Raw genomic sequence first — 20,377 nt, 5'->3', positions numbered from 1 at the left:
GCGGGCGTCCCCGTCACGGCCTCCGGTGACGGACCGGGACCACTCCCCCCGGTCGGGGCGCCCCCGCGCACACTCCTTCGCGCGGGGGCGCCCCCGTTCCACGTCCCTCAGTCGTCGTAGAAGACCCGCTCCATCACCGACCGCGCCCTCCGGGTGGTGCGCAGGTAGGTCTCCGTCAGCTGTTCGGCGGGCCCCTCCGACGCCTCCTCGCCGTCCTCGGTCTCCTCACCGCTGCGGAACCCCATCGCCTCCGCCAGGGCGGCCCGCACACGCAGGTCGCTCGGCAGCGAGTCGCCGCCCCGGCCGCGCACCAGCATGACCATGCCGCGCACCCGCGACGCCAGCCGCCAGGCCCGCTCCAGCTCCGTCCCGTCGTCGGCCGCCAGGAAACCGTGCGCCACGGCCACCTCCAGCGCCTCCAACGTCCCCGTCGTCCGCAGGTCCGGGAACTCGTGCGCGTGGCGCAGCTGCACGAGCTGGGCCACCCACTCCACGTCCGACAACCCGCCCCGGCCCAGCTTCGTGTGCAGGGTCGGGTCGGCGCCGCGCGGCAGCCGCTCGGCCTCCATCCGGGCCTTGAGCTTGCGGATCTCCAGGACCGCGGCGGGGTCGATGCCGCCCTGCGGGTACCGGACGGGGTCGATCAGGGCCGTGAACGCCGCGCGCAGCTCCGGGTCGCCCGCGATCGGCCGGGCCCGCAGCAGCGCCTGGCTCTCCCACACCTGGGACCAGCGCCCGTAGTACGCGGCGTAGGACTCCAGCGTGCGCACCACCGGTCCGCTCCGGCCCTCCGGGCGCAGGTCGGTGTCGACCTTCAGCGGCGGCTCCGCGGCGGGCATCTCCAGCAGCCGCGCCAGCTCCCGCACGATCGCCAGCGCCTGGCGCGTCGCCGCTCCCGTGTCCGCCCCGGGCAGGGGGTCGTGCACGTACATCACGTCCGCGTCGCTGGCGTAGGTCAGCTCACCGCCGCCGAACCGGCCCATCGCGACCACGCAGACCCGTGTGAGCGGTTCGTCCCCGGACGCGGCGACCACCCGGTTGCACGCCACCTTCAGCGCCGCCTCGACGGTGACGGCCGCGATGTCGGTCAGGGCCGCGCCGACCTCCTCGACCGACGACACCTCCAACAGGTCCGCGGCGGCCGTCCGCAGCAGCTCTCGGCGGCGCAGCGCGCGCACCGCGGACACCGACTCCTCGGACCAGTCGTAGCGCCGCAGCGCGGCCTCGGCCTCCCCGGCCAGCACCTTCGGCTCACGGCGTGCCAGGTCGGCGTCGTCGGCCAGCGTCGCGACCGCGTCGGGGGCGCGGAGCAGCAGGTCGGTGACGTACCGGCTGGTGCCCAGCAACCGGGCCATCCGTTCGGCCACCCGCACGTCGTCGCGCAACAGCCGCAGGTACCACGGGGTCGTGCCCAGGGCATCGCTGACCTGGCGGAACCCCAGAAGCCCCGCGTCCGGGTCCGGGGCGTCGGAGAACCAGCCGAGCATCACCGGCAGCAGCGTCCGCTGGATCGCCGCCCGCCGCGACACCCCCGAGGTCAGCGACTCCAGATGTCGCAGGGCCCCGCCCGGGTCGGCGAACCCCAGGGCCTCCAGCCGTGCCCGCGCCTGGTCCGGCGAGAGCCGCGCCTCCTCCTCCGGCAGCCGCGCCACGGCGTTGAGCAGCGGGCGGTAGAACAGCTTCTCGTGCAGCCGCCGCACCTCGGCCGACACCCTGCGCCGCGCCTCGGTCAGCTCCCGCACCGGGTCCGCCGTGTACCCCAGCGCCCGCCCGAGCCGCCGCAGCTGCCCCGGTCCGTCGGGGCTGGCCGGGTCGGGCATCATGTGCGTGCGACGCAGCCGCTCCAGCTGCAGCAGGTGCTCCACACGGCGCAGGAACCGGTAGGCGTCGGCCAGGCCCACCGCGTCCCTGCGACCCACGTACCCGTGTTCGGACAGGGTGGCGAGCGCGTCCAGGGTGTTCCCCGACCTCAACCGCTCGTCCGTGCGCCCGTGCACCAGCTGCAGCAGCTGGACCGAGAACTCGATGTCGCGCAGTCCGCCCGGCCCCAGCTTGAGCTCCCGCTCGGCCTGGCCGACCGGGATGTGCGCCACCACCCGGCGGCGCATCGCCTGCACGTCCTCCACGAAGTCCGGGCGTCCCGCGGCCTCCCAGACCATTGGCGAGATCGCCGCCTGGTAGGCCGCGCCCAGCTCGGCGTCGCCCGCGATCGGGCGGGCCTTCAGGAGCGCCTGGAACTCCCACGTCTTGGCCCAGCGCTCGTAGTAGGCCAGATGGCTCGCCAGCGGGCGGACCAGCGGCCCGTTCTTTCCCTCCGGCCGCAGGGCCGGGTCCACCTCCCACAGCACGCCCTCGGCGTCGGTCTCGGACGGGATGCGCATCATGGCGGTGGCCAGGCGGGTGGCCGCCCGCATCGCGGCCTGCTCGTCCACCGGCTCGTCGCCCTCGGAAACCTCGGCCGGCTCGGCCACGAACACCACGTCGACGTCACTGACGTAGTTCAGCTCGCGGCCGCCGCACTTGCCCATGCCGATCACGGCCAGACGGCACCGGGCGGCGTCCTCCGGGTGCTCGGCGCGCGCCACGGCCAGCGCCGCGTCGAGGGTGGCGGCGGCCAGGTCGGCCAGTTCGGCGGCGACCTCCTCGACGCCGCACACCCCGGTCAGGTCCCGACCGGCCAGGCGTAGGACCCGCCTGCGGTAGGCGACGCGCAGGGCGTGCCGCAGGCTGTCGGGGGAACCCCCGTCGAACACGGCGGCGGTCGGCGCCGGCGAGTCGGGATCGGCGCCGACGGTGTGCAACAGGCCCCGGCGCAGCTCCTCCGGGGCGGGGGAGCGGGCGGCGTCGGCTCCGCGCAGCTCACGCCAGTCGCCCGAGTGGCGGACCAGGTGGTCGGTGAGCGCGGTGCTGGTGCCCAGGACAGCGCACAACCGGGCACGGAGGTCGGAGTCCTCGCGCAGGACCGCCAGGACCTCGTCCGGGTCCTGGTCGGCCTCCAGGACCCGGATCAGGCCGAGCAGCGCCTGGTCGGGATCCGGCGCCTCGGCGAGGGCGTCGATGACGTCGGTGTCGGTCCGGGGATCGAGACCGGCCTCCTCGACCAGTCGCAGGGCCCGGGTGCTGTCACTGAAGCCACGCCTGGCCAGCGCGCCTGCTGTCATGTTGGTCTTTCCGTCCCTTGCCACGCGTCAACGGTAACCGGGCAGGCCCCGGAACCGGGTCGGGGCCGGTATCCGAGCGGATACCGGCCCCGAGGAGGGGTGCGCGGGGGCGTCACCCCTGGGAGCTTCCCGACGACCTAGATGTCGTAGTAGAGCTCGAACTCACGCGGGTGCGGGCGCAGCCGCAGGGAGTCGATCTCCTCCGTGCGCTTGAAGTCGATGTAGGTCTCCAGCAGGTCCTTGGTGAAGACACCGCCCTCGAGCAGGAACTCGTGGTCGGCCTCCAGGGCCTCCAGGGCCTCGTCCAGCGACGCGGGCACGGTCTTGATGGCCTGGGCCTCGGCCGGGGGCAGCTCGTAGAGGTCCTTGTCGACCGGCTCCGGCGGCTCGATCTTGTTCTTGATGCCGTCGATGCCCGCCATGAGCATCGCGGAGAAGGCCAGGTACGGGTTGGCCGACGGGTCCGGCACGCGGAACTCGATGCGCTTGGCCTTCGGGTTGGAACCGGTGAGCGGCAGGCGGATGCAGGCCGAGCGGTTGCGCTGGCTGTACACCAGGTTGATCGGGGCCTCGTAGCCCGGCACCAGGCGGTGGTAGGAGTTCACCGTCGGGTTGGTGAAGGCGAGCAGCGCCGACGCGTGCTTGAGCAGACCGCCGATGTAGTAGCGGGCGGTGTCGGAGAGCTGGCCGTAGCCGGACTCGTCGAAGAACAGCGGCGCGCCGTCCTTCCACAGGCTCTGGTGGCAGTGCATGCCGGAGCCGTTGTCACCGAACAGCGGCTTGGGCATGAACGTGGCCGTCTTGCCCGCCTCGTTGGCGACGTTCTTGACGATGTACTTGTACAGCTGCACGCGGTCGGCCTGCTGGAGCAGCGTGCCGAACTTGATGCCGATCTCGGCCTGGCCGGCGGTGCCGACCTCGTGGTGCTGGAGCTCGACCTCCAGACCGGAGTCGATCAGGGCGCGGACCATGTCGGAGCGCAGGTCGCTGTAGTGGTCGACCGGCTCGACCGGGAAGTAGCCACCCTTGTAGCGCGGACGGTAGCCGCGGTTGCCGCCCTCGATGGAGGAACCGGTGTTCCAGGCGCCCTCGATGGAGTCGATCTCGTAGAAGCCGGTGTTGGCCCGGGTCTCGAACTTGACGTCGTCGAAGATGTAGAACTCGGCTTCGGGGCCGAAGAAGGCGGTGTCGGCGACACCCGAGCCACGGAGGTAGGCCTCGGCCTTGCGGGCGACGTTACGCGGGTCCCGGCTGTAGGACTCCAGCGTGAGGGGGTCGTGCACGAAGAACGTCATGTTCAGCGTCTTGTGCTTGCGGAACGGGTCCAGCACGCCGGTGCTCAGGTCGGGGAGCAGCAGCATGTCGGACTCGTGGATGGCCTGGAAGCCGCGGATCGAGGACCCGTCGAACATCTGGCCATCGGTGAACGTCGACTCGTCGACGTTCTCGGTCGGGAGGGTGACGTGGTTCACGCCTCCGAACAGGTCCGTGAACCGGACGTCGAGGAACTTGACGTCCTCGTTTCGGATATAGGCGAGCACCTCGTCGACGCTGCTGAACAAAACGAACCTCCGTGCAGGTGGCTGAGGCGACCGGCTCCGATCCGCTCCGTCGCGGACGCCTCGGAGCACACGCCGCCTCCCGGCTTCGTCATCGAAGCTAGGAGGGGGTGGTTTCCACGCCATGTCTCGATTGTTTCCTGCATGTTACGGAGCCCGCCGTTTTCGCAGACCAACCCGCGTTAACAGGTGATTCCACCATGCAAGGGGAGAAAACAGGACGTTCGCCGGGGGTCTCCCGTGACCGGAACCACTCCGGTACGCGTGTCGAATCCGGCCCATCCGACGCCGGGACCGGCGCGGACGCGTGTGCCGGGCCGATACCGTGAAGGCTATGAGCGACGAGAGGCGCAGCGGCGCGGCCGCGCCCGAGGACGGCTTCCGTTACCGGGGCAACCGCCTGGGCCTGCCGGAGAGCGGCCCCGGCTCGGTGCCCGGTGTCGGCCGCCGCCTCGCCGGACTGGCACTGGACTGGACCCTGGCGATGCTGCTGGCCCTGGTCGCCTACCGCGTGGGGCTGGTCGGGTCCGGTGTCTCCGCCCAAGCGGAGGTCGCCCCTTTGATCAGCAACACGGCCCTGGTCGTGTACGCCGCGCTCAGCATCGTGCTGCTCACGCTGTTCGGCACCACCGTCGGCCGCCGTCTGGTCGGGGTCGGGATCACCGCGACCGGTGAGCGCTCCTGGCCGTGGTTCGTGTCCATGACCGTTCGCACGCTGCTGCTGTGCCTGGTCATCCCCGCCGTCATCTACGACCGTGACACCCGGGGACTGCACGACCGCGCCGCGGGCACGGTCGCCACCCGTTTCTGAGGGGTAGCGAACTGCCGTTGGCGGAGTGTGTATAAGTGTGCATGACATGACTTTGGTTGCACTATGATCATGGTGTGAATCTGACGGAGTGGGCACGGGCACAGGGGGTGAACCCCCACACCGCGTACCGGTGGTTCAAGAACGGCACGCTTCCCGTGCCGGCTCGGCGCGTGGGGCCACGCACGATCCTGGTGAACATCGACGCCGCCACAACACCGGAAACGATCGGTGGCCTGGGTCTGTACGCCCGTGTCTGCTCCCACGATCAAAAGTCCGACTTGGACCGGCAGACGGCGCGCCTGTCGACGTGGGCCGCGAAGGCCGGGCACAAGGTCGTGCGGATCGAATCCGAGATCGCTTCGGGCGTCAATGGTGGCCGCCCGAAGGCGAAACGGCTGCTGGCCGATCCGGCGGTGACCACGGTCGTGGTGGAGCACAAAGACCGCCTCGGCCGGATGAACGTCGAGCTGATCGAAGCCGCTTTGTCCGCGACGGGCCGCCGCTTGGTGGTGCTCGACCAGGGCGAGGGCGAGGACGACCTGACGCAGGACATCGCGGATGTCCTGACATCGTTCTGCGCCCGCCTGTACGGGCGCCGGTCGGCGAAGAACCGTGCCCGCAAGGCCCTGGAGGCCGCCGAGCATGGCTGAGCCCGCGAAGAAGAAGCATCTGCGGCAGATCGCCCGGCCGTTCGTCGCCGCCGGGCCCTGCGGCGTGAGCATCCGCGACCGTCTCAAGGACCTCACGCCCGAGGACGAGAAGGTCCTGCGTGCTGTGGGCGATCACATGGGAGGCCTCGCATCGGCCGATCTGGCTCGGCGTTGCCGTGACGGCCTGGACCATTCCACCCACACCTGGGCGCAGCGCAAGCGGGACCTGACCGCCGAGTCCTCGTCGCGGTGGGCGGGTTCGGTCACCGCCACCACCCACGACCAGTGGGGCCTGTCCCGCCGTGCCCAACACGCACACCTGCAGTCGCTGGACGCTGGAATCCGCACGATCCGGCACCGCCTGTCGCTCCCGATCGGGCAGAAGGGCAGCCGGGGCAAGCCCGGCGGCTACCGCTCCAGGGGCGAGTGGTTCCACAAAACGCGTCGCCTGGCGATCCTCGAAGAGCGCTACGAGCGTGTGCGAGCTGAGTGGGAGGCGGGGAAGGTCTCGGTCGTTCGCGGCGGCGGGCGGCTGCTCCACCAGCGCCACAACCTCACCGCCGCGCAGAAAACCGAAGCCGAGTGGCGCTCGGAGTGGGAAGCGGCCCGCTGGTTTCTGGCCGCCGATGGCGAGTCCGGCAAGCGGCACGGGAACGAGACGATCCGCCTCACCCCGGACGGCGAAGTGTCGATCAAGCTGCCCGCGCCGCTCGTCGGCCTGGCCAACGCCCGCCACGGACGGTACGTGCTGGCCGCGAAGGTCTCCTTCGCGCACCGGGGCGAGGAGTGGCGCGACCGCATCGAGGCGAACCGGGCCGTGGCCTACCGCGTCCACCTGGACACCGAACGAGACCGCTGGTACCTGGACGCCAGTTGGGCCCGAAAAGACCTGCCCGTCGTCGGGCTGGACACGCTGCGGGCCGGGGGTGTGATCGGTGTGGACACCAACGCCGACCACCTGGCCGCATGGCTCCTGGACACCCACGGCAACCCGATGGGTGCCCCGCGCCGCTTCGACTACGACCTGTCCGGAACCGCCAACCGGCGTGACGCCCAACTCCGGCACGCCCTCACCCGCCTCCTTCACTGGGCACGGGGCCGCGGTGTGCGGGCCATCGCGATCGAAGACCTTGACTTCACCGACTCCAAGAGCCGGGAGAAGCACGGCCGCAGGAAGCGGTTCCGGCACCTCATCTCGGGCATCCCCACCGGCAGACTCCGCGCACGGCTGGTGTCGATGTGCGCGGAAACCGGTATCGGCGTCATCGCCGTCGATCCCGCCTACACCTCGATGTGGGGTGCGCGGCACTGGCAGAAGCCGCTGACCGGCAAGAAACGCAGGACTTCCCGACACGCCGCCGCCTCGGTGGCGATCGGTAGGCGCGCCCTGGGGCACGCGATCCGGCGACGGGTGGCACCGCCCCCGCACCACCAGGGTGATGGTGCGGGGCATCGGGCCGCCCAGGGCGGACCACGTGACCGGGGGCGTGAGGGAGACCGCCCCCGCGCACCCGGACCACGGACACGATCCGATGGCGCTGGACGCGGACGGAACGCGGTGGACCAGAACGCCCAAGACCGTTCGGGGCGCTCGGCTGAGCATGCGCAACTCATGCTCAGTTTTTAGGAACGGTTTCGTCAAGGATCCCCTCATCCCACGCGCCCGCCCGCGCGCGGTTCCCGCGCCGCCACCCCGACTTCACCTGCCCTTCCCTCCCCGGACACCGCCGCGTGTGCCTTCGGTGGGCTCCCCGCCGGCCCGCGGCCTCGAACGGAGCGGGACACACCCCTTCTTAGCTGCTGTTAACATCCGTTCATTACTCTCCCTGGGAACATTCTTGACCCACGGGCCCCATCGCCCCGCCCCTCGACGGGTCGTAACGCACCATCCCGAAGGTTCGTATGGCTGGAAGACGCTCCGCCCCCCGCTCCTCGCGCCCGTTCGACCGTGGGCGGTTGTCCACCGGTCAATGGGTCGCGTGCGTGGCCACCGCGCTGGCCATCATCGCCAGCCTCGGCGGATACGGCTGGTATCAGGGGATCGTTGGTAACATCACCACCCACCAGGTGGACACCGACGCCTGGGACCGGCCGGTGAGCGTCGAGGGCGTGATGAACCTGCTCATCATCGGCTCCGACATCCGGTCGGGGGAGAACGCCGACTACGGCGAGGCGGAGGGCGAGCGTCCCGACACGATGCTCATCGCCAGCATCAACGTCGACAGCGGCACGGCCACCCTGGTGAACCTCCCCCGCGATCTGGTCGTGGACCTTCCCGGCTGCGAGCCGGCCGAGGGCTACGAGGGGATGATCCCCCAGACGGCCATGCTCAACTCGGCGATGACCTTCGGCGGCATCGGCTGCCAGTGGAACACCGTCGAGCAGGTGACCGGTGTGCACCTGGACCACTTCGTCATGATGGACTTCACCGGTTTCAAGGACATGGTGGACGCCATCGGCGGGGTGGAGATGTGCATCCCCGCGCCGATCGACGACCCCAAGGCCCACCTGGAACTGGACGCCGGACTCCAGACCCTGGACGGCGAGCAGTCGCTCGGCTTCGTCCGCTCCCGCTACGGGCAGGGCGACGGCAGCGACCTGTCGCGGATCGGACGCCAGCAGCAGTTCATGGGCGCGATGCTGCGCGGCGTCCTCAGCAGCGAGGTGATGACCAGCCCGGTCACGGTCACCAACTTCCTCGGGGCGGTCACCGACTCCATCTCCACCGACGAGGACCTGACCGTCGACACCATGACCGACATCGCCATCTCCATGCGCGAGGTCGATCTGGCCAACGTCCAGTTCCTGACCGTCCCCAACGGGCAGAGCCCCAACGATGCCAACCGGCTCATCATGCGCGAACCCGACGCCTCCGAGCTCTTCGAGGCGATCAACGCCGGCGCCGACCTGACGGGCGGCGACGGGGAGGACGAGGAGGAGGGTCCCGACGACTCCGGTGGTGACGGGGACGCTCCCGACCCCTCGGAGATCACGGTCGACGTTCGCAACAACACCGGGATCAGCGGGCTGGCGGCGCAGGTTCAGGGGGAGCTGGAGACGGAGGGGTTCGTCGTCACCAACACCGGCAACCCCGGGGCCCGGTTCCCCGACGTCACCACCGTCTACCACGCGCCCGGCCAGGAGGCGGCGGCCTCCGTGCTGGCCGACGCTCTGGAGCAGGCCGTGACCGAGGAGGCCGAGGGGCTGGGCGCCGACCTCGAGCTGGTCCTGGGCGCGGACTGGGTCGGTGTCGCGGGCTCCGGAGCCGCTGAGTCGGAGGCCTCGGTCACGGAGGACCTGGGCGGCATCACCGCGGAGGCGGCGGAGGACAGCCCCTGCTGAGCCGTGGCCCGGGCAGCCGCCCGGTTCATGGTCTCGCGGAGATCACGGCGGTCGGGTACGATCCGGGCCATCACGTCCGTTTCCGTGTGTTCCGAGCACCGTGCCCCCGTCGGACACCCCCCTCCCCGTCCCATACCGGATCGGTGCCCCCTTGGCCGCCAGGAAGACACCCTCCCGCCCGTTCCCGCGTTCACGCATGAGCGCGGGCCAATGGGTGGCGTGCGTCCTGACGGGTGTGCTCATCGCCGTCAGTCTGACCGCCTACGGAACCTACGTGTCCGCGTTCGACATCCGGACCGAGACCATCGACACCGACGCTTGGGGCGACCGGCCCGACCGCGTCGAGGGCGTCCACAACATCCTGCTTCTGGGGGTGGACACCGAGTCGGGGGGCGACCGGCCCGACGTCCTGATCATCGTCAACGTCAATGTCGACGCGGGCGCGGTGACGATGGTGAACGTGCCGCGCGACCTCATCGTGCAGATCCCGGCCTGCGATCCGGTCGGCGACTCCCCGGGGTGGTCCGGCGGCCGGGACCAGATCAACCACTCGATGATGTACGGCGGGTTGAACTGCCTGGGCAACACGATGGAGAACACCACCGGTGTCCACCTCGACCACATGGTGCAGGTCGACTTCGCCGGGTTCGAGGACATCGTGGACACCGTCGGTGGCGTGGAGATGTGCATCCCCGCGCCGATCGACGACCCCAAGGCCCACCTCCGGCTGGAGGCCGGACGGCAGCGGCTCAACGGGACCGAGGCCCTGGGCCTGGCGCGGTCCAGGGCCAGCACCGAGAACGGGAGCGACCTGGAGCGGATCCAGAGCCAGCAGCGGCTGATCGGCTCTTTGGTGCGGGAGGTGACCGGCGGTGACTTCCTCTCCAGCCCGACCTCGGTCTACTCCCTCCTCGACTCGGTCACCGACAACCTGGTCACCGACGACGCGCTCACCATGGACACGATGGCCGAACTGGTCATCGCCATGCGCGACGTGGACCTGGATCGGATGAACATGGTGACGGTGCCGGTCGGGGACTCGCAGGAGTTCAGGTACAAGGTGGAGCTCCGGGAGCCGCAGGCGAGCGAGCTGTTCGCGGCCGTCTCAGCCGGGGAGTCCCTGGCCGAAGGGGACGAGGGCGGGGGGGACGGCGCCGCCGAGGAGGACGTCGAGCCCTCGGACGTCTCCCTGAGGTTGCTCAACGGCACCGCGACCGACGGTCTGGCCGGCGTGGTCCGGCCGCTGCTGGAGGCCGAGGGCTTCACGGTCACCGGGATCGGCAACCCCGAACTGCGGACCCCCCAGGAGACCACCGTCTACCACGGACCGGGCCGGGAGGCGCAGGCCCGGGCGCTGGCCGACGCGCTCGACACCGCCCGAGTGGAGGAGGCTCCCGACCTCGGCGACGACCTGGAGTTGGTGATGGGCGCCGCCGACTGGGCGGGCCTGGCCACCGCGGGCTCCGATGGGGGCGGGGCCGACTCCGAGGACGGTGGGAGCCCCCTCGACGAACTGGACAGCCGTTCCGCCGCCGACCAGGTCTCCTGCGACTGATTCCCCGCCCTGACCGCCGAAGGTCCCGTAGGTGCCCGTTTGGGGCCTGTGCGGGGCCTTCGGCGTGCCCGGAGCCGGTGCGGCCCGCCGTTCGGGCGGATGACAGACATGGACTTATCGTTTATCGTTATTATCGAAAAACGATATGAGAGAGGTCGAACATGTCCACCCGCACCCGCCTCGCCTGGTCCAAGGCGGATGACGTCGTCCTTCGGGGCCTTCTCCTCATGGGAATCGCGGCCACCTCCCTCACCGGGCTCTTCCTCCTGGTGTGGACCACGCCGCTCCTACCGGCGGACACCGCCGGGGAGCTGACCACCATCACCGTCCACGCGCCCGCCGCGACCCCCCCGCCACCGGTCGACGTCCCCGTCACCGGCGAGGACGTGGAGGTGCGTGCCACCGAGTCCCTGGCGGTCACCTTCCACGACCCCACGCTCCCGGAGCGGCTCCTGCTCGTGCTCCCGACGCTGGTCGGCGTCGCGGCCACCCTCCTCGTGCTCGTCGTCCTGCTGCGGATGGCCCGGACGCTCGCCCAAGGAGACCCGTTCGTTCCCGCCAACGTGCGCCGGATGTACGTCGTCGCGGCCACCGTCACCGTCGGCTCCCTGGCCGTTCCGCTGGTGCGGGTCTTCACCGACGCCGAACTCCAGTCCCGGGCCCTGGACCCCGACGGCCTGGTCCTGGTCGCCTTCGGGGTCGGAGTCGGCGAGGTTCCCTTCCCGCTGGTCTTCGTCGGCCTCGCCCTGGCCGCTCTGGCCGAGGTGTTCCGGCGCGGCACCGGCCTGCGCGAGGACGTCGAGGGACTGGTCTGATGCCGCCCGAGGAGGCCACCGGTATCCGGATCCACCTCGACGAGCTGCTCAGCGACCGGGGGATGACGCTGACCGAGCTCGCCCAGCGGGTCGGCGTCACCGTCGTCAACCTGTCGGTCCTCAAGAACGGTCGGGCGCGCGCGATCCGCTTCTCCACCCTGGCCGCCCTGTGCCGCGAGCTGGACTGCCAGCCGGGCGACCTCATCGGATACGAGGAGGACTGAACGCACGCGCGAGGGGCCGTCCCGAAGCGGGACGGCCCCTCGCGCGCGTGGCGTGCGGTCAGCCCATGCGGCCGCGCATGCCCTTGGGCAGCTTCGCGCCCTTGGGCATCGGGCCCTTGGGCATCTGCATGGCGGGCGGGAGCGCCTTGAGCCGGTAGTTCAGCTCGGCGACGTCCGGCTTGTCCAGGAGCTTGGGCAGCTTGACCAGCGTGCGCTGGAGCTTGTCGATGGGCACCTGGTCGTCGCCGTTGCCGACCTTGTAGTCGTAGATGTGGATGTCGTGCGCCACACGCGCGACGCGCTTCTTCTCACCGGCGATGAGCGGCCGGAGGCGGCCCGGGTCGCCCTCTCCGACCAGGATCACGCCGGGGCGCCCCACCACGCGGTGGACGACGTCCATCTGCTTGTTGGCGGCCACGCCCGGCTCGACCACCCAGTTGCCGCGCATGTTCTCCAGGATCGCCATCCCGGCGCCGAGCTGGCCGTCCAGCATCTTGTACTGGACGCGCTGGGCCGACCGGGTGAAGATGATGAAGCCGACGAGGAAGGCCACCGGGACACCCGTGAGCGTCCACAGGAGCCACGATCCGGTCCAGGCGCCGATCCCCACGGCGACGGCGAGGATGACGACCGCGACGGCAACGGCGATCGGGATACTGCGCGGGCTCTGCTGGTGGACGACCTTGGCGACCATGCCGATCTGCTTGAGCCGGCCCGGCTGCTTCTCGGCCTGGCCCTTGGCCGGGGTCGTCTTCTCGGAACCCTTGGGCTTCTTCGCCATCGTGCTCTCAGGCAGCGAGCGCCGACTCCGTCGGCGGGGAACGGCGTCCCCGGGCTGCCTTGCCTCCTCTTCGCGGTCGACCTACGTGCGGCGCCATCCGGCGCCGCCAGCGGGGCGCCTCTCCACACCAGGATAGGCGCGCCGCCCCCCAACTGCGGAACGGTGACCCGAGGGCCACCGTTCCAGCTTGGTTACGACTGGGCTGTCATGTCCGAACGCGTGGCGTTCGCCCCGGAAGCGGCCTCGGCGTCCCGCTTCTCCCGGGCCTGCTTGTACAGGCGTCCGGCTCGGTAGGAGGAACGCACGAGCGGCCCGGACATGACCCCGGCGAAGCCGATCTCCTCGGCCTCCTCGCCCAGCTCGGCGAACTCCTGCGGCTTCACCCAACGGTCGATCGGGTGGTGCAGCTTGGAGGGGCGCAGGTACTGGGTGATGGTCAGCAGGTCGCACCCGGCCTCGTGCAGGTCCCGCATGGCCTCGCTGATCTCCTCACGGGTCTCGCCCATGCCCAGGATCAGGTTGGACTTGGTGACCAGGCCGTCCGCACGGGCGCGGGTGATGACCTCGAGGGAGCGCTCGTAGCGGAAGCCCGGACGGATGCGCTTGAAGATCCGCGGCACGGTCTCCACGTTGTGCGCCAGAACCTCGGGCCGCGACCCGAAGACCTCGGCCAGCTGGTCGGGGTCGGCGTTGAAGTCCGGGATGAGCAGTTCGACACCGGTGCCGGGGTTGAGCTCGTGGATCTTGCGGACCGTCTCCGCGTACAGCCACGCGCCGCCGTCCTCCAGGTCGTCGCGGGCCACACCCGTGACGGTGGCGTAGCGCAGCTCCATGGTCTTCACCGAGTTGGCGACCTTGGTCGGCTCCATGCGGTCCAGCGCGGTGGGCTTGCCCGTGGCGATCTGGCAGAAGTCGCAGCGGCGGGTGCACTGGTCACCACCGATGAGGAAGGTGGCCTCCCGGTCCTCCCAGCACTCGTAGATGTTGGGGCACCCGGCCTCCTGGCAGACCGTGTGCAGACCCTCCTTCTTGACCAGGGAGTGGAGCTCGGTGTACTCGGGCCCCATGTGCGCCTTGATCTTGATCCACGGCGGCTTCTTCTCGATGGGGGTCTCGCTGTTGCGCGCCTCCACGCGCAGCAGCTTGCGGCCCTCAGGAGCGACGGTCAACGTGAACCCGTTCCCTTCTGTGCCCCGTGACGGGGACGACTCCGCCCCTCGTGGGGGCACTGGGTCCCGGTGGGGGACTTGTGGCTGGTGTGGGTGGTCATCCTCAGGCGGTGGCGTCGGCGAGCAGCGCGGCGCCGTCGGCGTGGCTGTACCCCTCCGCGCCGAGGACGTCCGCCAGGTGTCGTTCCATGTGCGGTCGCACCTCGCCGACGGTCACGGCACGCCCGACCTCGGCCGTGAGCGTGGTGACGCCGGCGTCGGAGATGCCGCACGGGACGATCCGGTCATACCACGACAGATCATTATCGCAGTTCAACGCGAGCCCGTGCATCCCCACCCCGCGGGCGATGCGACAGCCGATCGCGGCGATCTTGCGTTCGATGAGCCCCCGCTCCGGGGCGGCGTCCAGCCAGACCCCGGTTCGCCCCTCGACCCGCTTCCCGGTGAGGCCGTATTCCGCGATGGTGCGGATGATGGCCTCCTCCAGCATGCGGACGTAGGCGATCACGTCGATCGGGTCGCGCAGCCTGACGATGGGGTACACCGTCAGCTGGCCGGGACCGTGCCACGTGATCTTCCCGCCGCGGTCGATGTCGACGACGGGGGCTCCCGGGTCGGAGGTGGGACGATCCCACCTCCCGGTGCGCTTGCCCGCCGTGTAGACGGGCTCGTGCTCCAGCAGGAGGACCGTGTCGGCCACCTCGTCGGCGACGCGGCGCTCGTGGAGCCGCTTCTGGAGATCCCAGCCCTGGTGGTACGGGACTGGCGAGTCGCCCATCCATGCGTAAACGAGATCACTCACACCCACACCTTACGCCCCGGCGCGGCGGGCGGGTCTGGCCAGGATGTCGGATAGCGCACTGTCGATGGTGGGGAACGTGAAGGAATACCCCGCGTTCACAAGGCGTTCGGGCACGGCCCGCAGGTCCAGCAGGGCGGTCTCCTCAGCGAAGTCCCCCAGCGTCGCCCGCAACGCCGTCGCCGGGACGGGCAGCAGTGTGGGCCTCCCCAACACCCGTCCCAGCGCCTCGGTGAAGGCCGCGTTGCTCACCGGCTCGGGCGCGCACAGGTTCACCGGGCCGGTGAGCTCGGGGCGTTCCAGGAGGAAGCGCATCGCCCCGACGTGGTCCCTCAGGGCGATCCAGCTCATGTACTGGGCCCCCGACCCCAGGCGCCCGCCCAGCCCCGCCCGGTACAGGGGAAGCAGCGATCGCAGTAGGCCACCCGAGCGGTCCAGGACGACCGCGGTGCGCAGGTGCGCCACCGACACCCCCGCTTCCTCCGCCGGGGTGGTGGCGGCCTCCCAAGCCTGGGCGACCTCGGAGAGGAAACCGGTGCCGGATGGCGAGTCCTCGGTGGCCACGGCCCCGCCGGTGTCTCCGTAGAAGTGCATACCCGAGGCGCTGAGCAGGCGAGGGGGAGGGGAGTCCATGGCGGCGATCGCCCGGCACAGGATCCGCGTGCCGCGAACCCGACTGCGCCGGATGAGCGAGCGCCTGCGCCGTGTCCACAGCGCGGTGCCGATGGGCACGCCCGCCAGGTGTACGACGGCGTCGGCGCCGTGCAGCGCCACGGTGTCCACCCTGCCCTGCTCGGGGCGCCACTCCGCCTCCTCCAGACGGGCGGTGCGTTCCGCGCGCGGAGGGTGACGCACCATCCGCACCACCGAGTGGCCGTCCTTCAGTAGGGACGCGGTCAGCGCGCCGCCGATGAATCCCGAGGCTCCCGTGATAGCGACTCTCATGTCCTGGGACCTACCCTCTGCGGATCACACACGGACCACACCAGCCGATCGCGCGGGCGGTCGGCGAATTTTTCCCGGCCTTTTTCGCCGAAAGTCCTGCACGGCGCGCCGAGGTCTTCTACGTTGAAGGTGGGACATGGAACTCCGCGTCAGCGCGGAGCTACCGTGGGCGACGCACTGCCGGGCCGGCCGTGCACGCCCGTCCACAGACCTTTGATGATGGGGATCATCAGGGGATGGTGATTGGTGGGGTAAGAAGGCGGGGCGGCGCCATCGGCGCCGCCCCGTCCCCGTCTCCGGGGTTACCGTTCGGGCGCCGCCAGGGTGCTGCAAGTGAGGGTGCCCGCCCCGTCGCGAAGCGGCCCCCGGGCGGTGGCGGGCGACGGGCGGGCCGAAGCGAAGCGGAGGCCCAAAACGAGCACAGCCTACGGCTGACCTGGGTAGGGCTCACGCTCCCTGGCGGCCCTGAGCGCCCGGGCCCACCACAGCAACTCGTCGAGCAGGGTGGCCACGGCCACCTCCGCGCCGGACATGTCCTCCTTGGGGGAGCCGTCGGCGGTGAACAGCGCCTGCGCGTTGTGGAAGCTGACGGTGTCGCGCAGGGTCGCGGTGCGCAGCTCGCTGAAGACCAACCGGAGCTGCTCGACCGCCCGCAGACCTCCGGAGAGGCCGCCGTAGGAGACGAACCCGACCGGCTTGGCGGTCCATTCCCGGCGGGCCGAGTCGATCGCCGCCTTGAGCGGTCCGGGGTAGCCGTGGTTGTACTCGGGGGTGAGGACCACGAAGGCGTCCGCGGCGTCGATCCGGGCACCGAAATCGGCCAGCGGAGCGCCGTGGCCCTCCGCGGTCCCGAGGTCGGCGACGTCCAGGACATCGAGTTCGGCGCCCCCGTGGCCTCGTGCCCGATCGAGGAACCAGCGGGTGACCGCCGGCCCTGTCCGGCCGTTGCGATTACCACCCAGGATGACCGCGATACGAAGGTTGTGCATGTACGTCCTCGTGTCCGCGGGCCGACGGCGCGCGTGCCGCGCACTGCCGCCGACCTCGTGTGCCGGGCCGCCCTGGGAGGGATGGCTCGGCCGCGTTCGTTCGTCGGGGGGCGCTGTCCACGGTAGAACCTCGACCTGACTTGAGGTCAACCCGGGGTGCGCGTCCCCCCTCCGTGACGGCGTCGGGCCGGACGCCGCGCGGCGTCCGACCCGACGGAACAGGAGGAACGGGGCTACAGACCCAGCTCGGCCTCGAAGGCGCCCTCCTCCAGGCGCTCCTTGACGGACTGGAGGAAACGGCCCGCGTCGGCGCCGTCGATCAGGCGGTGGTCGTGGGACAGCGACAGGTACACCATCGACCGGACGGCGATCACCTCGCCGCCCATCGCCGGGTCCTCGACCACGACGGGCCGCTTGACGACCGCGCCCGTGCCGAGGATGGCCACCTGCGGCGTGTTGATGATCGGCGTGCCGAACAGGGCTCCGGTGCTCCCCGTCTCGGCGATCGTGAACGTACCGCCGCCGAGCTCGTCCGGCCCGAGCAGCCCGGTGTGCGCCCGCTCGGTCAGTGCCGTGATGTTGCGGGCCAGGTCGGTCAGACCCAGGTGGCCGGCGTCACGGATGACCGGGACGAGCAGGCCGCGGTCAGTGTCCACGGAGACGCCGAGGTTCTCGACGTCGTGGTAGCTGACCTCGTCGTTGTCACTGTCGATCACCGCGTTGAGCTTCGGGTTGGCCTTGAGGGCCTCCACCGCGGCCAGCGCGAAGAACGGGAAGAAGTCCAGCGCAACGCCCTCGCGCTGGGCGAAGTCGGCGGCCGCCTGCTCGCGCAGACGCGCGATCTTGGTGACGTCGACCTCGATGACCTGCGTGGTCTCGGCCGCGGTGTTGAGCGATTCGACCATACGGTCGGCGATCGACCGACGCAGGCGGCTCATCTTCTCGGTGCGGCCCCGAAGGGAGGTGTCGGTGGCGCCCTTGCGCGCGGTCGAGGACGGCGAGGAGGGGGCGGCGGCGCGCGCGGCGGCCGCCTTCTGCTCCTCGGCGGCCCGGAGCACGTCCTGCTTGCGGATCCGGCCACCGACGCCGGTGCCCTTGACCCGGCTCAGGTCGACACGGTTCTCGGCGGCGAGCTTACGGACCAGCGGCGTCACGTACGCCTCGGTGACGGCGTCGGTGCCGGAGGCCCGACCAGTGCCGCTGAGCGTCTCGATGTCCACCCTGGGGACGTCGGCCTCCCGCTCCGGCGCGGGGGCCGGAGCCGGCGTCGGAGCCGGAGCGGGCTCCGCGGCGGCCTCGGGGGCGGGCTCGGCCCGCGGGGCGGGGGCCTCGGGCGCGGGAGCGGCACCCTCGCCGCCGATGACCGCGATCTGGGCGCCGATGTCGACCGTCTCGTCCTCGTCGACGAGGATCTTGGTGAGTACTCCCGCGACCGGGGAGGGGATCTCGGTGTCCACCTTGTCGGTGGAGACCTCAAGGAGTGGTTCGTCCACCTCGACGGTGTCGCCCACGTTCTTCAGCCACTGGGTGACGGTGCCCTCGGTGACGCTCTCACCCAGGGCGGGCATCGTCACCGGGGTCTCCTCGCCGCTGGGCGCGGGCGCGGACGGAGCCTCGGCGGCCGGAGCGGGAGCCGCGGCCGGGGCGGCGGGCTCCGGGGAGGGCTCGGGCTCCGGGGTCGGCTCCGGCTGCGCGGCCTCGGCGGCGGGAGCGCTCTCGCCCTCGTCGGCGCCCTCCCCCTCGCCGCCGATGACCGCGATCTCCGCGCCGATCTCCACGGTCTCGTCCTCGTCGACGAGGATCTTGGTGAGTACTCCCGCGACCGGGGAGGGGATCTCGGTGTCCACCTTGTCGGTGGAGACCTCAAGGAGTGGTTCGTCCACCTCGACGGTGTCGCCCACGTTCTTCAGCCACTGGGTGACGGTGCCCTCGGTGACGCTCTCACCCAGGGCGGGCATGGAAACGGAAGTCGGCATGGGTTCCTCGTTGGATCTGGGCGCGGAATCTGCCCAACGCCTTGACTGGGCAGCGCGGATGTGGCGGGGGCGGGCCGCGTCGGCCCGCCCCCGGGTGGTGCGGTCAGTCGTGGACGTGCAGGGGCTTGCCCGCCAGAGCCAGGTGCGCCTCGCCCAGCGCCTCGGACTGGCTCGGGTGCGGGTGGATGAGCTGGGCCACCTCCGAGGGCAGCGCCTCCCAGTTGTAGATCAGCTGGCCCTCGGCGATGAGCTCGCCGACGCGGCTGCCGACCATGTGGACGCCCAGGACCGGCCCGTCCTTCTCGGCGATGACCTTCACCGCGCCCTGCGTCTGGAGGATCTGGCTCTTGCCGTTACCCGCCAGGTTGTAGTTCATCTCGACCACGTCGTGGCCGCGCTCCTTGGCCGCCTTGCTGGTGAGGCCGACCGAAGCCACCTCGGGCTCGCAGTAGGTGACGCGCGGGACACCGTCGTAGTCGATCGCGGGCGGGTTGAGCCCGGCGATGTGCTCGGCGACGAAGATGCCCTCGGCGAAGCCGACGTGGGCGAGCTGGAGGGTCGGGATCAGGTCGCCGACCGCGTAGACGTTGCCCACACCGGTGTGCAGGTTCTCGTCCACCTTGACGAAGCCGCGCTCCAGGGCGATGCCCTGCTCCTCGTAGCCGAGGCCCTCGGAGACCGGGCCGCGTCCGATGGCGACGAGCAGCACCTCGGCATCGAGGGTCTTGCCACCCTGGAGGGTGACGGTGACACCGGCGTCGGTGGTCTTGACCGACTCGAACGGCGTGCCCAGCTCGTACTTGATCTTGCGCTTGCGGAAGGCCCGCTCCAGCAGCTTGGAGCTGGACTCCTCCTCCACGGGGACCAGGTGGGGAAGGGCCTCGACGATGGTGACGTCAGCTCCGTAGGAGCGCCAGACGCTGGCGAACTCCACGCCGATGACGCCGCCGCCCAGGACGATGACCGACTCGGGGACGCGGTTCAGGTCCAGGGCCTGGTCGCTGGTCATGACCTTCTCACCGTCGATGTCCAGACCCAGGGTCTTGGGCTGGGAACCGGTGGCGAGCAGGACGTTGCGCCCCTTGTAGACGGTGCCGTCGACGGTGACCTCGTCGGGGCCGGTCAGGCGGCCCTCACCCTCGACGACCGTGATCTTGCGGGACTTGACCAGCCCGCTCAGGCCCTTGTGCAGGCCACTGATCACCTTGTCCTTGTACTTGTGGACCGCGTCGATGTCGATGCCCTCGAAGGTGGCCTTGACACCGAAGTTCTCGCTCTCCTTGGCGGAGTCAGCGACCTCGGCCGAGTGCAGGAGCGCCTTGGTGGGGATGCAGCCGCGGTGCAGGCAGGTGCCCCCCAGCTTGTCTTTCTCGATCAGGATGACGCTCATGTCGAGCTCCGCCGCGCGCAGCGCCGCCGCGTAGCCGCCGCTGCCGCCGCCAAGGACGACGAGGTCGAATGTGCCGCCGCTCTCACTCACGGGAACGAACTCCTTGTTCAGTGGCTGGTGATTCCGGGTGGTGGGTCGCGGAACCGGCACGTGGGGGGACGGCGCCCGGTCCGCGGGGACCGGGGAGGGGCGGCGCTCCGGCTCACGGGAC

At 70.7% G+C, this 20,377-nt stretch carries 16 protein-coding genes; 7 read left to right on the top strand and 9 right to left on the bottom strand.

Annotated elements, in window-relative coordinates:
• Positions 1-107: 107 nt before the first annotated feature.
• The gene (locus KIK06_RS13080; RefSeq protein WP_268645972.1) at positions 108-3,161 is read right to left on the bottom strand and encodes a bifunctional [glutamine synthetase] adenylyltransferase/[glutamine synthetase]-adenylyl-L-tyrosine phosphorylase; all 3,054 of its coding nucleotides are present in this window, start codon (positions 3,159-3,161) and stop codon (positions 108-110) included.
• Positions 3,162-3,298: 137 nt separating this feature from the next.
• Entirely contained in the window at positions 3,299-4,723 is a 1,425-nt protein-coding gene (gene glnA, locus KIK06_RS13075; RefSeq protein WP_017602093.1) for a type I glutamate--ammonia ligase, read from the bottom strand.
• A 331-nt stretch (positions 4,724-5,054) separates the two neighbouring features.
• Here glnA and KIK06_RS13070 point away from each other — a divergent pair, with 331 nt between their 5' ends.
• From KIK06_RS13070 to KIK06_RS13040, 7 genes are all read left to right on the top strand, one after another.
• Positions 5,055-5,531, top strand: a complete 477-nt coding sequence (locus KIK06_RS13070; protein ID WP_017602094.1) for an RDD family protein — start codon at positions 5,055-5,057, stop codon at positions 5,529-5,531.
• 74 nt (positions 5,532-5,605) lie between these two features.
• Positions 5,606-6,181, top strand: coding sequence for an IS607 family transposase (locus KIK06_RS13065; RefSeq protein WP_268643329.1), 576 nt, complete (start codon positions 5,606-5,608; stop codon positions 6,179-6,181).
• A complete protein-coding gene (locus KIK06_RS13060) occupies positions 6,174-7,808 on the top strand; it encodes an IS200/IS605 family accessory protein TnpB-related protein (RefSeq protein ID WP_268643328.1) in 1,635 nt (544 codons plus the stop codon). Before KIK06_RS13065 ends, KIK06_RS13060 begins: the two co-directional genes overlap by 8 nt.
• A gap of 275 nt (positions 7,809-8,083) precedes the next feature.
• Entirely contained in the window at positions 8,084-9,523 is a 1,440-nt protein-coding gene (locus KIK06_RS13055) for an LCP family protein (protein WP_268643327.1), read from the top strand.
• Between the two features lie 196 nt (positions 9,524-9,719).
• Entirely contained in the window at positions 9,720-11,078 is a 1,359-nt protein-coding gene (locus KIK06_RS13050) for an LCP family protein (RefSeq protein ID WP_268643326.1), read from the top strand.
• A gap of 161 nt (positions 11,079-11,239) precedes the next feature.
• Positions 11,240-11,893, top strand: coding sequence for a DUF2975 domain-containing protein (locus KIK06_RS13045; protein ID WP_268643325.1), 654 nt, complete (start codon positions 11,240-11,242; stop codon positions 11,891-11,893).
• Positions 11,893-12,117: a helix-turn-helix domain-containing protein gene (locus KIK06_RS13040; protein WP_017602334.1), complete on the top strand. Its 225-nt coding sequence runs from the start codon at positions 11,893-11,895 to the stop codon at positions 12,115-12,117. The genes KIK06_RS13045 and KIK06_RS13040 overlap by 1 nt, the downstream gene beginning before the upstream one ends.
• Positions 12,118-12,175: 58 nt before the next feature.
• On the opposite strand, the gene KIK06_RS13035 is transcribed toward KIK06_RS13040, so the two are convergent.
• From KIK06_RS13035 to lpdA, 7 genes are all read right to left on the bottom strand, one after another.
• Positions 12,176-12,898 carry a DUF4191 domain-containing protein gene (locus KIK06_RS13035; protein ID WP_017602333.1) on the bottom strand — a complete coding sequence of 241 codons (723 nt, stop codon included), beginning with the start codon at positions 12,896-12,898 and terminating at the stop codon, positions 12,176-12,178.
• Positions 12,899-13,089: 191 nt separating this feature from the next.
• On the bottom strand, positions 13,090-14,067 hold the full coding sequence (lipA, locus tag KIK06_RS13030) for a lipoyl synthase (protein ID WP_268643324.1): 978 nt from the start codon (positions 14,065-14,067) through the stop codon (positions 13,090-13,092).
• A 103-nt stretch (positions 14,068-14,170) separates the two neighbouring features.
• Positions 14,171-14,869 carry a lipoyl(octanoyl) transferase LipB gene (gene lipB, locus KIK06_RS13025; protein ID WP_026128273.1) on the bottom strand — a complete coding sequence of 233 codons (699 nt, stop codon included), beginning with the start codon at positions 14,867-14,869 and terminating at the stop codon, positions 14,171-14,173.
• A 9-nt stretch (positions 14,870-14,878) separates the two neighbouring features.
• On the bottom strand, positions 14,879-15,811 hold the full coding sequence (locus tag KIK06_RS13020) for a TIGR01777 family oxidoreductase (RefSeq protein WP_268643323.1): 933 nt from the start codon (positions 15,809-15,811) through the stop codon (positions 14,879-14,881).
• A gap of 425 nt (positions 15,812-16,236) precedes the next feature.
• Positions 16,237-16,800, bottom strand: a complete 564-nt coding sequence (locus tag KIK06_RS13015) for an NADPH-dependent FMN reductase (RefSeq protein ID WP_268643322.1) — start codon at positions 16,798-16,800, stop codon at positions 16,237-16,239.
• A 233-nt stretch (positions 16,801-17,033) separates the two neighbouring features.
• Entirely contained in the window at positions 17,034-18,776 is a 1,743-nt protein-coding gene (sucB, locus tag KIK06_RS13010) for a 2-oxoglutarate dehydrogenase, E2 component, dihydrolipoamide succinyltransferase (RefSeq protein WP_268643321.1), read from the bottom strand.
• 103 nt (positions 18,777-18,879) lie between these two features.
• A complete protein-coding gene (gene lpdA, locus KIK06_RS13005) occupies positions 18,880-20,256 on the bottom strand; it encodes a dihydrolipoyl dehydrogenase (RefSeq protein WP_268643320.1) in 1,377 nt (458 codons plus the stop codon).
• Between the last annotated feature and the right edge of the window lie 121 nt (positions 20,257-20,377).

The organism is Nocardiopsis sp. EMB25, from assembly GCF_026797795.1.
Taxonomy (GTDB): Bacteria; Actinomycetota; Actinomycetes; order Streptosporangiales; family Streptosporangiaceae; genus Nocardiopsis; species Nocardiopsis lucentensis.
This window is presented reverse-complemented; position numbering and strand designations above follow the sequence as displayed.